Raw genomic sequence first — 13,251 nt, 5'->3', positions numbered from 1 at the left:
TCGGGAACCGCCGTCAGAAGGGTGGTGGTGGTTCGGGGTCGGGGGGCTCGGCGGCTCGTTCGGGGGGTTGCCCGGGCTGGTCGGGTGGCGGACCGTCCGGGTGTGGTGGGTGGTCGTAGCGTTCGGGGGGTCGGTCGTAGGTGTGGCCGGTGGGCGCGGTCCAGGTCGTGGTTCCGTCGGGTCGGGTGGTCACGGTCCACTCGCCGTGGGTCTTGAGGCGGTGGTGGTGGCGGCACAGGGCCTGGAGGTTGGACGCCCGCGTCTGGGGCTCGGTGCCGGTGGCGGTGTCGGGTTCGTAGGGGTCGATGTGGTCGAGGTCGCACCGGTCGGCCGGGACCCGGCACCCGGGGAAGCAGCACGTGATGTCGCGGGCCTCGACCGCGGCCCGCAGGGGCCGGGCGAGCCGGTAGGTCCTGGTCCCGGCGTCCAGGAGGCGCCCGTCGGCGGGATCGGTGAGCAGCCGTGTCCAGGTCGCGTTCGCCGCGATCTGCCGTGCGACGTCCGCGGGGACGGGCCCGTACCCCGCGATCTCGCCCGGTAGGTCCTCCAGCCCCGCGAGCGTGGTGAACGGCACCGTCACCAGCACCCGCGCCCGCCCACGGGACCCCGCACCCCGACGGCCACCGCTGCCCGGTCGGTGCCCGGTGCTGGTGGCGGGGGCGCCGGTGTGACCGGCGCAGACATCAGCGGTGCAGCTGTCGGTGGTGCAGGTCTCCACCGCGGTCCCGGGACTGTCGGGGCGGTGATCGGCGTCGTAGGTGGGGGTGCCGCAGACCTGGTCGACCAGGGCGTCCGCGCGGCGCTGGTCGGTGCTGCGGGCATCGGCGGGCAGGGTGCGGGCGAGGTCGTCGACGGTGCGGTAGAGGGCTTGGGCGTCCTCGGCGGGCAGGTAGGCGCTGATCCGGGCCATCGCGTCGGGCAACGGTTCGTAGAACACCCCGCGGCGGCGCTTCTCGCCCTCGCGGCGGGCCTGGGCCGCGGCCGGGTCGTGCTCGATCTCCGCCCGGCGGGCCCGGTCCCGCAACCGCGGCGCGGTCAGGGACTGGGCCTCGCTCACCAGGGCCGCGACCAGGGCCACCCGCTCGTCGAGCGGCACGGTCGGGGCGGCGTCGACCAGGACCCGGGCGCGGCGTTCACAGATGCGCCCCGCGGCCAGCGCATCGCCCACGGTCGGGTGGGTCTGCAGGCCCACGGCGAGCTCGACGGTGCGGGCCGCGACCGCCCGGGTGGTGGTCAGGGCCGCGGCGATCTCGTCGACCGCGAACTCTGCCTCCCGCGACCCCCGCCGGCGTGCGAGGAGCTCGGCGACGTCCCCGGCCTGGGCGGCCGTGGCCCAGGACACCAGCCGCTGCCACGCCACGATCCGGTCCACGACCTCCTCGTCCGTGCCCCCCGACACCTCACCACCCGCGAGACGCGCGGCGAGCACGGGCCCGGGGAGCAGCTCGTGCACCGGCGCGGGCGCGGGCGCTTCCACGGGAAAGGTTCCCACCGCGTCCCCGCCACCCGACAGCCACCACCCCGCCACGATCCGCGCGAAGGCGACCTCGACCGCGGACTCCGCCACGCCGTCGACCACCACCCCGCCCTGTTCGAACATATGTACAGACTAGAACCCGCCACCGACACCCGTCCGGCACCCTCCACAGGCCCGGGCGACGCCGCCCTGATCTCAGACGTCGGGCCGCCCCGTCGGGTCCCAGCCGCGCGCGTTCTGACGCGAGCTGATCGCCGCATCCCGCGAGCGGTACACGAGGTACGGCCGGAACAGGTAGGGCACCGGCGCGGAGAAGGCGTGCACCAGGCGGGTGAACGGCCAGAGCGCGAACAGCAGGCTCGCGGCGACGATGTGGAGCTGGAACGGCAGCGGCACGCCGGCCATGAGCTCGGGCTGCGGCTGGAAGTACCAGAGGCTGCGGAACCAGGGCGAGATCGTCTGGCGGTAGTCGTACCCGCCGTCGTCGGCGAGCATCTGCGTCTGGATCGTCGACCAGGCGCCGAGCGCGATCGACGCCCCGAGGAAGACGTACATCGTCTTGTCCATCCGCGTGGTCGCGAGAAGGACGGGCCCCGTCGTGCGGCGCCGATAGACGAGGATCAGCAGACCCGCGACGACGGCGAGCGCCCCGACCGAGCCCATCCACGTCGCCACGAAGTGGTACTGCGCCTCCGAGACGCCTACCGCCTCCGTCCAGGACTCTGGGATCACGAGCCCGACGACGTGCCCCAGGACGACCAGCAGGAGACCGAGGTGGAAGAGAGGTGAGCCGAGCCGCAGGAGCCGGCGCTCGTAGAGCTGGCTGCTGCGCGTGGTCCACCCGAACTTGTCGTAGCGGTAGCGCCACCAGGTGCCGACGGCGAAGATCGCCGCCGTCGCATAGGGGAACGCGACCCAGAGCAGGACGTTCCAGGTGCTCGTCATCGACGGACCTCCTCCGCAGCGGTGCCACCGGGCGTGAACGGCCGGAGCGGGCCGGGCTCCTGGGGACCGAGCGCGCTCAGCCCGACCATCTCGGTCGGGGGTCCCGAGGTGACCAGGTCGAGGACCCGCTCCCGGGTGGCCGCGTCGACGGGCCCGAGCGTGAGGCACACCGCCTCGACCACGCCGGTCCACGGGCTCGCGAGCGCCGCGAGCGCCGAGCGGAGCACCTCGATGCCCTCGCGGTGCGCGTCGAGCAGCGCCGCAGCGACCCGTCCCTCGTCGCTGCGCGGGTCGCCGCACCGCGCCGACAGCTCGAGGACCGTCGGCAGGTAGTCCGGCAGCTCGTCGCCCGAGAGCTCCCACCCCGCGGCCCGGTACGCCTGGACGAACCGGACGAGCGCCATCCCCCGCCGCCGGGTGTCGCCGGCCGCGTAGTACGACAGGTACATCGCGCACCGCCGCTTGAGGTCGAACGTCTGGACGTAGAGCGCCTCGAGCGCCGCGGCGTCCGCCGCGTCGAGCGCGTCGAGGAACGCCACGAGCCGCGTCCGCACCGGCACGGGCAGCTGCGCCGTGACCTCCCGCACGGCGCCCGACGCGCCCCGGACACTTGCGTCGGGGTACCCCAGCAGGATCGAGGCGGCCATGTGGGTGGCCCGGCGCTGCTCGGCCGTCACCCGCACCGGCTCGAGCGCGTCCAGCTGCGGCGTACGGCGCGTCGGCCGGGGCAGCATCTGCAGGCTCCTGAGGCCCTGGTGCCGCCCCGCGTCGCCCAGCGGCGTCATCGCGGGCCGTCCGAGGACGTGTCGCCCGAGCCCGTTCCCCGCTCGGGACCGGGGGCGGACGACGGGCCCTCCCGCGGCGGGAACAGGCCGTCAGGGTCGCCCTTGCCGTCCCAGTTGAGGAGGTTGACCCGTCCCGGGCTGCTCGGCCGGTCCGCCGTCTGCCGGGACTTCAGCGCGTGGAAGTTCTCGACCGCCACCGGCACCGGAGTGCCGCTCGAAGAGCCGAACGGCCCCGCCCCGCCCATCCCGGGACCGCCCTCGAAGTCCAGCGAGCAGCTCATCTCCTCCAGCTCGCGGGCGATCTCCTGGTGGGCGGTGGGGATGACGTAGCGGTCCTGGTACTTCGCGATCGCCAGCAGGCGGTACATCTCCTGGACCTCGCCACCCGTCATGCCGACGGCGGCCGCCGTCCGCTCGTCCGGCTCGTTGCCGAGGTTGATGTCCCGCATGTACGAGCGCATCGCCGCGAGCCGGCGCAGCACGCGCTCGACCGGCGCCGTGTCGCCCGCGGTGAAAAGGCCCGCGAGGTACTCGAGCGGGATCCGCAGCTGGGAGATCGCGGCGAACAGCGTCCGCGGGTCCTCGCCGTCGTTCCCCGAGCTGCCGACGACGTCGACCACCGGCGAGAGCGGCGGGATGTACCAGACCATCGGGAGCGTGCGGTACTCGGGGTGCAGCGGCAGCGCCACCCGGTAGCGCTGGATCAGCGCCCAGATCGGCGACGCCTGGGCGGCGTCGATCCAGTCGTCGGGGATGCCCTCGGCGCGCGCACCGGCGATCACCTCGGGGTCGTTCGGGTCGAGAAACACCGAGCGCTGCGCCTCGAGCAGGTCGTGCTCGTCCTGCACCGCCGCGGCCTCGGTGACCCGGTCGGCGTCGTACAGGACGAGACCGAGGTAGCGCAGGCGCCCGACGCACGTCTCGGAGCAGACCGTCGGCAGGCCCACCTCGATGCGGGGGTAGCAGAGCGTGCACTTCTCGGCCTTGCCGGTCTTGTGGTTGAAGTAGACCTTCTTGTACGGGCAGCCGGTGACGCACATGCGCCAGCCGCGGCACTGGTCCTGGTCGACGAGGACGATGCCGTCCTCCACCCGCTTGTACATCGCGCCCGACGGGCACGAGGCGACGCAGGCGGGGTTCAGGCAGTGCTCGCAGATGCGCGGCAGGTAGAACATGAACGTCTGCTCGAGCTCCTCGGCGACGTGCTCCGACATGTGCTTGAGCACCGGGTCGTCCTGCATCGTCGCCGTGGACCCGCCGAGGTCGTCGTCCCAGTTGGCCGACCACTCGATCTTCATGTCCTCGCCCGAGATGAGCGACTTCGGCCGCGCGACGGGCGTGTGCTCGCCCTGCGGGGCGGACAGCAGCATGTCGTACTCGTACGTCCAGGGCTCGTAGTAGTCGTCGATCGACGGCATCTTCGGGTTGGAGAAGATGCGCGCGAGCTTGGACCAGCGGCCACCGGCGCGGAGCTTGAGCCTGCCGCGCTTCGAGAGCTCCCAGCCGCCCTGCCACCGCTCCTGGTCCTGGTAGGTCCGCGGATAGCCGAGCCCGGGCCGCGTCTCGACGTTGTTGAACCAGACGTACTCGGTGCCGGCCCGGTTGGTCCACGCCTGCTTGCACGTGACCGAGCAGGTGTGGCACCCGATGCACTTGTCGAGGTTCATCACCATCGACATCTGAGCCATGACCTTCATCAGTACGTGACCTCCTGGCTGCGGCGGCGGATCGTGGTGACCTCGTCGCGCTGGTTGCCCGTGGGGCCGAGGTAGTTGAAGGCGAAGGAGAGCTGCGCGTACCCACCGACGAGGTGGCTCGGCTTGAGCAGGATCCGGGTCAGCGAGTTGTGGATCCCGCCGCGCTGTCCCGACGTCTCGGCGAGCGGGACGTCGACCGTACGGTCGGTCGCGTGGTACATGTACACCGTGCCCTCGGGCATCCGGTGGCTGACGACCGCCCGCGCCACCACGACCCCGTTGCGGTTGTAGGCCTCGATCCACTCGTTGTCCCGGACCCCGATCTTCGCGGCGTCCTGCGGGGACATCCAGATGTTCGGCCCGCCGCGCGAGAGCGAGAGCATGAACAGGTTGTCCTGGTACTCCGAGTGGATCGACCACTTCGAGTGCGGCGTCAGGTAGCGCACGGCCACCTCGGCCTGGCCCTCGCTCCCCGGGGCGCCCGACGGCGTGGTGTCACCCGGGGCGCGATCGCCCTCGAACAGGCGGTGCAGATCGAGCGGCGGGCGGAACACGGGCAGCTGCTCACCGAGCTCGGTCATCCAGTCGTGGTCGAGGAAGAAGTGCTGGCGGCCCGTGAGGGTGTGCCACGGCTTGAGGCGCTCCACGTTGACCGCGAACGCCGTGTACCGGCGCCCGCCGTGCTCCGAACCGGACCACTCCGGGGAGGTGATGACCGTCGTCGGGCGGGACTGGACGTCGGGGAACGTGACGCGCTTGCCCTGCTCGTCGCGGCTCAGATCGGCGAGCTCGACGCCGGTGCGCTTCTCGAGCTCCTCGAATCCCTGGGTCGCCAGCCGGCCGTTCGTGGTGCCGGAGAGCGCCAGGATCATCTCGCACGCGTGGATGTCCTTGTCGAGGCGCGGGCGGCCCGCCGCGGGACCCGAGGGGACGAGCCCGTTGACCTCGCCGAGCGTGCGCTCCTCGACGTCCGGGTGGTACGTGACGCCCTTGGTGGCCATGCCGGCGCGCACGGCGAGCGGCCCGAGCGCCGCCATGCGGGCCGCGAGCGCCGGGTAGTCGCGCTCGACGACGACGAGCCTCGGCATGGTCACGCCGGGGACCAGCGGGCGGCCGGTGACGCCGACGCCCGAGTCCTCGACGGTGCCGTGCGGCACGGCCATCGCGTCCGGGGTGTCGTGCTGCAGCGGCACGGCGACGAGGTCCTCGCGCACCCCGAGGTGCTCGACCGAGAGCTCGGAGACCTTCTGCGCGAGCAGGTGGAACGTCGCGAAGTCGGTCTTGGTCTGCCACGGCGGGTTGATCGCCGGGTTGAACGAGTGCACGAACGGGTGCATGTCGGTGGTCGAGAGGTCGTGCTTCTCGTACCAGGTGGCGGCCGGGAGCACGACGTCGGAGAAGAGCGTGGTGCTCGTCATCCGGAAGTCCATGGTCGTGAGCAGGTCGAGCTTGCCCTCGGGGGCGTCCTCGCGCCAGACCATGGTCGACGGGCGCCGCCCCGGGCCGGACTCCTCGGCGAGCACCGCCGAGTCCGCACCGAGCAGGTGCTTGAGGAAGTACTCGTTGCCCTTGCCCGACGAGCCGAGGACGTTGGCGCGCCACATCGTGATGCAGCGCGGGAAGTTCACCGGGTCGTCCGGGTCCTCGACCGCGAACCGCAGGCGCCCGGCCCGGAGCTCGTCGACGACGTGCTCGGCAGGGTCCTTGCCCGCAGCGCGGGCCTCGTCGACGAGGTCGAGGGGGTTGCGGTCGAACTGCGGGTAGCTCGGCATCCAGCCGCGCTGCGCCGACTCGACGAGGCAGTCCGCCGTGGTACGCCCCTCGAACATGCCCGTCCCGGTCGTGGCGGCGAGGGACGACGCCGGCAGCCCGTCGTAGCGCCACTGGTCGGAGGACGTGTACCAGAACGCGGTGCCGATCATGTGCCGCGGCGGGCGGCTCCAGTCGAGGCCGTTCGCATACTGGGCCCAGCCGGTGACCGGCCGGCACTTCTCCTGGCCGACGTAGTGCGCCCAGCCGCCACCGTTGACCCCCTGGCAGCCGGTCATCGTGGTCAGCGCGAGGAACGCCCGATAGATCGTGTCGGAGTGGAACCAGTGGTTGGTCCCCGCACCCATGATGATCATCGAGCGCCCGCCCGAGTCCTCCGCGTTCTGCGCGAACTCCCGGCCGATGCGCGCGGCCTGCCCCGCGTCGACCCCCGTGAACGCCTCCTGCCAGGCCGGGGTGCCGGGCGCGTCGGCGTCGTCGTACCCGGTGGGCCACTCGCCCGGCAGCTCGAGGTCGGGGCGGGTGACGCCGTACTGGGCGAGCAGGAGGTCGAAGACCGTGGTGACCAGGTGCCCGTCGACCTCGCGGACCGGGACCCCCCGCACGAGCGACCCCGCCCCGCCCACGTGCCGGCCCGTCTCGTCGTCCGGCGCGGGGGTCAGGTCGAAGCGCGGCAGCTCGACCGCCGCGCTGCGCGTCGTGCTCGGGAGGTCGGCGAGGGAGAGCTGGGGGTCCACGTCACCCAGCTCGAGGTTCCACGCGCCCGCGTCCGCGTCGCCGAACCGGTGGCCGAGCGAGCCGTTCGGGACGACAGGGGCCCCGTCCGCGTCGAGCAGGACCGTCTTGAACGCCGCGTTGGCGGTGCCGGCGTGCGCCGGCAGGTCCGCCGCGGTGAGGAACTTTCCCGGTGTGAACGTGCCGTCCGTGCCACGCGGGACGAGCGTCACGAGGAACGGCGAGTCCGTGAACCGCTTCAGGTAGTCCACGAACCTCGGGGTGCGCCGGGCCACGAGGAACTCCGAGAGGATGACGTGCCCCATCGCGAGCGCCAGTGCCCCGTCCGTCCCGGGGTGCACGGCGAGCCACTCGTCGGCGAACTTCGTGTTGTCCGCGTAGTCGGGCGAGACCGTGACGACCTTCTGGCCCCGGTACCGCGCCTCCGCCATGAAGTGCGCGTCCGGGGTGCGGGTCACCGGGACGTTCGACCCCCACATGATGCAGTACGTCGAGTTCCACCAGTCGGCGGACTCGGGCACGTCCGTCTGGTCGCCGAACACCTGGGGCGAGGCCACCGGCAGGTCCGCGTACCAGTCGTAGAAGGAGAGCATCGTGCCGCCGAGGAGCGTGACGAACCTCGACCCGACGCCGTGCGAGACCATCGACATCGCAGGGATCGGCGAGAAGCCTGCGATGCGGTCCGGCCCGTACTCCTTGATCGTGTGCACGTGCGCGGCCGCGACGATCTCCGCCGCCTCGTCCCACGACGCGCGGACCAGCCCGCCCTTGCCGCGGGCGCTCTTGTAGCGGCGGGCGGTCTCCGGGTCGCCCGTCACCGCGGCCCAGGCGCGCACCGGGTCGCCGCCGACCCGCGCCTTGGCCGCCCGGTACACCTCGAGCAGGGCGCCGCGGACGTACGGGTAGCGCACGCGTGTGGGCGAGTAGGTGTACCAGCTGAACGCCGCACCGCGCGGGCAGCCCCGCGGCTCGTACTCCGGGGAGCCCGCACCGACGGACGGGTAGTCGGTCTGCTGCGTCTCCCACGTGATGATCCCGTCCTTGACGTAGACCTTCCAGGAGCACGAGCCCGTGCAGTTCACGCCGTGGGTGGAGCGCACCACCTTGTCGTGCGACCAGCGGTCCCGGTAGAAGACGTCGCCCTGGCGTCCGCCCTGGAGGAAGAGCTGCCGCATGTCCGGGGAGACCGTGCCGGGGCGAAGGTGCTTGCCGAGGCCGAGCAGCGCCCCCTCGAGCCCTCCCGGTCCGTCCGCAGAGGCCTTTCCCGTGCCGGCAGGGACGGTGGACTGCGACATACGGCCTCCATCGGACGTGGCGCGCGGTGCGGACGATCTCTCGCGAGTATGTCCCGCACCCCGTGCGAGTGCCTCCCGAGCGGGCGGTCCGGCGTCGACCGGGCACCCGGCCGACGCGCCGTCAGCCGCCCGCGAACGGGGGCAGAACGTCGACGGTGACGTCGCCGCCCAGCGGTGTCGACGGCTCCGCGGTGCGGACGCCGTCGACGAGCACCGAGCACCGCGCGAGCACGTCGGCGAGGCCGGCGTCCCGCGCGGCGAGGCCGCCGAGCAGCTCGCCGAGCGTCGCTGCGGCGACGTCCTCGGCGTCGGCGCCGGCAGCGTCCCGCGCGCCGGCGAAGTAGCGCACCCGCGGCACGCTCAGGCCTCGTCCTCGTCGCCGCCCGTGGGGTCGCCGCCCGTGGTCCCCGCCTCACCGAGCGCGACGACGGGCTCCGAGCTCCAGCCCAGCGCGAGCTCGGAGGCGCGGGAGAGCGCGTCGTCGACCGCGTCCTGCGGGTCCGCCCCCTCGGCTGCCGCGGTGGCCGCGGCGTACCCGGCGACGAACGCCGTGAGCGGGGCCGCCGGGCGCTCCACCTGGTGGGCGGCGTCGCGCGCCAGGTCGAGCACCCCCGCCACGTCGACGACGTCGATGTCCACGCCGAGCTCGTCGGCGACGGCCTCCGCCCACCGCTCCAGGTCGTTCGTCACGGTCTCGCTCCTTCGTTCTCTCGCCTCTCGGCAGTCGTGCGTGCTCCTGTCCCCGCCGATCGTCGCACGCCCCGCCGGCGCCCACCGGACCTCACGGACCGTCCGGCCGCGCCCAGTCGCCGGACTTCCCGCCGGTCTTCGCCTGGAGCCGGACGGCGGTCAGCTCGACCGACTTGTCGAGCCCCTTGACCATGTCCACCACGGCGAGGCCGGCGACGGCGACCGCGGTCAGCGCCTCCATCTCCACCCCGGTGCGGTCCGCCGTCCGCACGGTCGCCCGGACCTCGACGCCGTGGTCGGCGACCTCGACGTCGACCACCGCGCCGTGCACTCCGATGACGTGGGCGAGCGGCAGGAGCTCGGGGGTGCGCTTGGCGGCTGCGATGCCCGCGATCCGGGCGACCGCGAGCACGTCGCCCTTGGGCACCGTCCCCGACCGGAGCGCGGCCACGACGGGCGGCGCGCACAGGACGGTGCCGGTCGCCGTCGCCGAGCGCACGGTCGGGCGCTTCTCGGTCACGTCCACCATGCGCGCGTGCCCGGCGTCGTCGAGATGGGTGAAGCGGGCGTCAGGGGGGTTCGGTGTGCTCGTCACGCTCCTACTCTCGCACCGTCAACCGCCGAGCAGGACGACGTCGACCGGGTCGCCGACCGCGACCGTGCCCACGGGGGCGGGGACCAGCGCGAGGGCGTCCGCCCGCACGAGCACCGACACCCGGTGCGAGCCCGACCCGCGCCCGTCCGGGGCCCCGGCGAGCCGGACCCGGCCGTCGTCGTCGTGCACCACGGGCACGACCTGCAGGCGCCCTGCGGGCGAGGCCCACGCCGAGGCCGCCCGCCGCGTGACCCGGGCGGGGGCGGGCGCGACGGCGCCGCGCAGGCGCGAGATCGCCGGCCGCACGAACAGCTCGAACGAGACGAACGCCGCGACGGGGTTGCCCGGCAGGGCGAGGACCGGCACACCGCGCCAGCGGGCGAGCAGCTGCGGCCTGCCCGGCTGCATCGCGACCGCGGCGACGTCCGCGTCGTCCGCCTCCGGTGCGGTGGTCAGCAGGTGGCGGACGACGTCCATCGCCCCTGCGCTGACGCCGCCCGAGGTGACGATCAGGTCGGCACGCTCGGCGGCCTCGTCGAGGACGGCGCGCAGGGCGTCGGTCGTGTCGGGGACCGCCCCGCGGCGCACCACGTCCGCCCCCGCGTCGCGCGCGCTCGCGGCGAGCAGGAAGGAGTTGGAGTCGGGGATCTCGCCGGCGACGGGCACGACGCCCGTCGCCGCGAGCTCGTTCCCCGTGGAGACGACGACGACGCGCGGGCGGCGGTGGACGAGCAGGTCCGTGCGGCCCACGCAGGCCGCGACCGAGGCGAGGCGGGACGTGACCGGTGCTCCGGCGTCGGCCAGCAGGTCGCCCGAGGTGACGTCCTCCGCGCGGTGCCGGACGTGCCCGCGGCCCGGCCCGCGGACCTCGATCGTGGCGCCCGGGGCGGCGAGCGGCCCGTGGTCGAACCGCCCGGTCGAGGTCAGCTCGACCGGTACGACGGCGTCGGCGCCCGCGGGCACCGGGGCGCCTGTCATGATCCGCAGCGCCGCGCCCCGGACGAGGGGGGCGACCGCCGCGCTCGGGCCGGCCACGACGTCGCCCACGACGCGCAACCGCACCGGGGCCTCGGGCCGTGCCCCCGCGACGTCGGGCGCGCGCACCGCGTACCCGTCCATCGCGGAGGCGTCGAAGGGCGGGACGTCCGCGGCCGCGACCAGGGGTTCGCCCAGGACGGCGCCGACGGCGTCGTCGAGCGAGACCCGCACGAGGGGCAGCGGGGCGACGCGGGCCAGGACCCGGGCCAGGTGCTCCTCGACGGAGCGGGTGCCGGTGGGGCTGGGGGTTCGAGAGCCGTCCGGCGCGGGATGCATGGGCTCACCGTAGCCAGGTCCCACGGCAGGGACGGCGTGGATCAGTCGGCGGCGCGCCCCAGCCGCTGGCGGCGGCGTACCGGACCGAGGGTGAACAGGAACGTCGCGAGGACGGCCGCCGTGAGGAGCAGGAAGCCGATCCCGTAGCTGCCGTTGTTCCCGTACACGGCACCCATGACGAGCGGCGGGATGAAGCCGCCGAGACCACCGATCGCGCCGACGACGCCGGTGACGCCGCCGACCTTGGACGGCGGCGCGAGCTCGGCGACGAGCGCGAACGTGGAGCCGGTCGACGCGCCGAGGAAGAACGCGAGCCCGAGGTACGCGATCGTCGCGCCCGGCACCAGGTCCGGCTCGAGGATCAGCCACGCCGCGAGCAGCGTGGCGGCCCCGAAGCAGACGATCGACACGTTCACGCCGCCGATCCGGTCGGAGAGGACGCCGCCGACCGGGCGCATGATGACCGCGACGACGACGAACCCCGCGGTGCGGGACGCGGCGTCGCTCGCGCTCAGGTCGTACTGGTTGACGAGCAGCGTCGGGAGATAGACGGAGAACGCCACGAACCCCCCGAACCCGATCGCGTACAGCCACGAGAGCTGCAGGGTCACGGGGAGCTTGAAGGTGGCCCAGAAGCGGGACAGCATGCCCTCGTCGGGCGGGGCGGGACGGTCCGGCGAGTCCTTGATCACGAGGATCGAGAGGACACCGAAGACCGCCAGGACGATCGCGACGATGAGGAAGGGCGCCTCGCGGCCCCACGCGTCCGCGATGGGCACGGTGGTGAAGGACGCGATCGCGGTCCCGCCCATGCCCGCGCCGAAGATGCCGATGGCAGTGCCACGCCGCGCGGGCGGGAACCACGCGTTGTTGAACGGGACGCCGATGGCGAAGGTGGTGCCGCCGAGGCCGAGGAAGAAGCCGCCGAGCAGCAGCGTGGCGTAGCTGTCCGCGACGTACCCGACGAACAGGACCGGCAGGATCGTCAGGAACGTGATCAGCGGGAACATCAGCCGCGCGCCGTACCGGTCGGTGAGGGCGCCGACCGGGATCCGGCCGAGCGAGCCGACGATCACGGGCACCGCGACGACCGCGGACTGCTGGAAGGAGTCGAGGCCGAGCCCCTCGGCGAACGCCCCCCCGAGCGGTCCCAGCAGCGCCCACGCCCAGAAGTTGACGGCGAAGACCGCCGTCGACAGCCCGAGCTGCACCCCCCGGGACCCGCCCGCCCCCGACACCGGGCGCGCGTCGCCGGGAGGTAACGCGTCGGCCGGTCGGTCTGTCACGTCACCCTGGCTCATGGCGGGCCCCGATCCGTCGTCGTCGATGGTCTGGCTGCAGCGGCTACAGCACAGACGCTAGCCCCGACCCCCACGGCGCGCGCGCGACGGGGGGTCAGTCCACGATGTCGGCCGGCGGCTCGGAGCCGAAGAACCGGCCGGTCAGGCGGCCTGCCTGCGAGGCGGCGAGGCGGCGCGCGAGCACGGCCGCGGCGCCGGCGACGGCCGCGAAGGTCACGGCCTGGACGATGCCGACCTCCGGGTCGTCCGTGTCGGTCGGGGCGTCGTTGCCGGTCGCCTTCTTCCAGACCTGGCCCACCGCCTTCTGCGCGACCCAGCCGGCGGCGACGGTCAGCGCGAGGGTGACGACCTTGGTGGGCAGGTCGACGTCGTCGTCGTGCTTCTTCTTCTTGCTCATCGGACCTCCAGGTGACACGCGGAAACTGGTCCTGACCACCGTAGTCGGCAGCGCTGCCCGTCGCCCAGGGGCGGGCTGCGAGCGGTGCGCGGCGGTGTACTGTCGCACCTGAACGACAGGGGAGCGCGGCCCGCGGGTGAGCGCTGAGAGTGCGGACCGCCGCAGACCCTCGAACCTGATCCGGCTCGTACCGGTGGAGGAAGTCGGGAATCTCGTACCCCGTGGACCCCGTCCGTCCGGGCGATGTCCG

11 protein-coding genes and 1 riboswitch are annotated in these 13,251 nt (G+C 73.5%); all 11 genes read right to left on the bottom strand.

Annotated features, from left to right (window positions below):
• Positions 1-13 precede the first annotated feature (13 nt).
• The 11 genes from EDF32_RS14305 to EDF32_RS14255 all read right to left on the bottom strand — a co-directional run bounded on the left by EDF32_RS14305 (position 14) and on the right by EDF32_RS14255 (position 13,001).
• Positions 14-1,600 carry an HNH endonuclease signature motif containing protein gene (locus EDF32_RS14305; protein WP_123309233.1) on the bottom strand — a complete coding sequence of 529 codons (1,587 nt, stop codon included), beginning with the start codon at positions 1,598-1,600 and terminating at the stop codon, positions 14-16.
• 72 nt (positions 1,601-1,672) lie between these two features.
• Positions 1,673-2,422, bottom strand: coding sequence for a respiratory nitrate reductase subunit gamma (narI, locus tag EDF32_RS14300; protein WP_123309232.1), 750 nt, complete (start codon positions 2,420-2,422; stop codon positions 1,673-1,675).
• Positions 2,419-3,207 carry a nitrate reductase molybdenum cofactor assembly chaperone gene (gene narJ / locus EDF32_RS14295; RefSeq protein ID WP_233565941.1) on the bottom strand — a complete coding sequence of 263 codons (789 nt, stop codon included), beginning with the start codon at positions 3,205-3,207 and terminating at the stop codon, positions 2,419-2,421. The genes narI and narJ overlap by 4 nt, the downstream gene beginning before the upstream one ends.
• Entirely contained in the window at positions 3,204-4,904 is a 1,701-nt protein-coding gene (gene narH, locus EDF32_RS14290; RefSeq protein ID WP_123309231.1) for a nitrate reductase subunit beta, read from the bottom strand. The genes narJ and narH overlap by 4 nt, the downstream gene beginning before the upstream one ends.
• Positions 4,904-8,704, bottom strand: a complete 3,801-nt coding sequence (locus EDF32_RS14285) for a nitrate reductase subunit alpha (RefSeq protein ID WP_123309230.1) — start codon at positions 8,702-8,704, stop codon at positions 4,904-4,906. Before EDF32_RS14285 ends, narH begins: the two co-directional genes overlap by 1 nt.
• Positions 8,705-8,825: 121 nt before the next feature.
• A complete protein-coding gene (locus EDF32_RS14280) occupies positions 8,826-9,062 on the bottom strand; it encodes a MoaD/ThiS family protein (protein WP_123309229.1) in 237 nt (78 codons plus the stop codon).
• A 2-nt stretch (positions 9,063-9,064) separates the two neighbouring features.
• Positions 9,065-9,394, bottom strand: a complete 330-nt coding sequence (locus tag EDF32_RS14275; RefSeq protein WP_123309228.1) for a DUF6457 domain-containing protein — start codon at positions 9,392-9,394, stop codon at positions 9,065-9,067.
• A 91-nt stretch (positions 9,395-9,485) separates the two neighbouring features.
• Positions 9,486-9,989 (bottom strand): cyclic pyranopterin monophosphate synthase MoaC, encoded by a 504-nt coding sequence (moaC, locus tag EDF32_RS14270; RefSeq protein WP_255414269.1) that lies wholly within the window; start codon positions 9,987-9,989, stop codon positions 9,486-9,488.
• 18 nt (positions 9,990-10,007) lie between these two features.
• A complete protein-coding gene (gene glp, locus EDF32_RS14265) occupies positions 10,008-11,303 on the bottom strand; it encodes a gephyrin-like molybdotransferase Glp (RefSeq protein WP_123309226.1) in 1,296 nt (431 codons plus the stop codon).
• A gap of 41 nt (positions 11,304-11,344) precedes the next feature.
• Entirely contained in the window at positions 11,345-12,514 is a 1,170-nt protein-coding gene (locus EDF32_RS14260; RefSeq protein WP_233565940.1) for a nitrate/nitrite transporter, read from the bottom strand.
• Between the two features lie 184 nt (positions 12,515-12,698).
• A complete protein-coding gene (locus EDF32_RS14255) occupies positions 12,699-13,001 on the bottom strand; it encodes a DUF4235 domain-containing protein (protein ID WP_123309224.1) in 303 nt (100 codons plus the stop codon).
• A 107-nt stretch (positions 13,002-13,108) separates the two neighbouring features.
• Positions 13,109-13,220: riboswitch (TPP riboswitch) on the top strand.
• The last annotated feature ends 31 nt before the right edge of the window (positions 13,221-13,251 follow it).

Source organism: Cellulomonas sp. PhB143, assembly GCF_003752595.1.
Classification (GTDB): Bacteria; Actinomycetota; Actinomycetes; order Actinomycetales; family Cellulomonadaceae; genus Paraoerskovia.
This window is presented reverse-complemented; position numbering and strand designations above follow the sequence as displayed.

Coding starts and splice junctions, on each gene's coding strand:
- EDF32_RS14305 (WP_123309233.1), bottom strand. CDS start 1,600: ATGTTCGAACAGGGCGGGGTGGTGGTCGACGGCGTGGCGGAGTCCGCG.
- narI (WP_123309232.1), bottom strand. CDS start 2,422: ATGACGAGCACCTGGAACGTCCTGCTCTGGGTCGCGTTCCCCTATGCG.
- narJ (WP_233565941.1), bottom strand. CDS start 3,207: ATGACGCCGCTGGGCGACGCGGGGCGGCACCAGGGCCTCAGGAGCCTG.
- narH (WP_123309231.1), bottom strand. CDS start 4,904: ATGAAGGTCATGGCTCAGATGTCGATGGTGATGAACCTCGACAAGTGC.
- EDF32_RS14285 (WP_123309230.1), bottom strand. CDS start 8,704: ATGTCGCAGTCCACCGTCCCTGCCGGCACGGGAAAGGCCTCTGCGGAC.
- glp (WP_123309226.1), bottom strand. CDS start 11,303: ATGCATCCCGCGCCGGACGGCTCTCGAACCCCCAGCCCCACCGGCACC.
- EDF32_RS14255 (WP_123309224.1), bottom strand. CDS start 13,001: ATGAGCAAGAAGAAGAAGCACGACGACGACGTCGACCTGCCCACCAAG.